1 pseudogene is annotated in these 461 nt (G+C 30.8%); it reads left to right on the top strand.

Going from position 1 to position 461, the window contains the following annotated elements:
• Positions 1-461: pseudogene (locus LDP10_RS03220) on the top strand (ATP-grasp domain-containing protein); the annotation flags it as partial.

Here is a 461-nt window from a genome sequence, read left to right as displayed (position 1 = left end):
TAAAATTAGAAAACAAGTAAAAAAACTTGCTATCGAACTATCGGTAAAAGGACTAATGAACGTACAATTTGCTATACAAAACAAAGAAATATATGTCATTGAAGTCAATCCAAGAGCTTCCAGAAGTGTACCTTTTGTATCTAAAGCAACAGGCATACCATTAGCAAAAATTGCAGCAAGAGTTATGTGTGGGAAAAAATTAAAAAAACAAAAATACATAAAAGAAATTATACCACCTTACTATTCGATTAAAGAAGTGGTTTTACCATTCAACAAATTTCCAGGAGTTAACCCCATCCTTGGTCCAGAAATGAGATCTACAGGAGAAGTTATGGGTATAGGGAAAAATTTTGCAGAAGCATTTGCTAAAGCAATGCTTGGAGCTCAAATAGATATTAAAAAATCAGGCAGAGTATTAATATCTGTTAAAGAAAAAGATCAAAAAAGTATTATAAATTTAG

The sequence above is a fragment of the Buchnera aphidicola (Pemphigus obesinymphae) genome, assembly GCF_026122815.1.
GTDB classification, from domain to species: domain Bacteria; phylum Pseudomonadota; class Gammaproteobacteria; order Enterobacterales; family Enterobacteriaceae; genus Buchnera_C; species Buchnera_C aphidicola_BJ.
The sequence above is the reverse complement of the archived record's forward strand: the minus strand, read 5'-3'. Positions and strand labels throughout refer to the sequence as shown.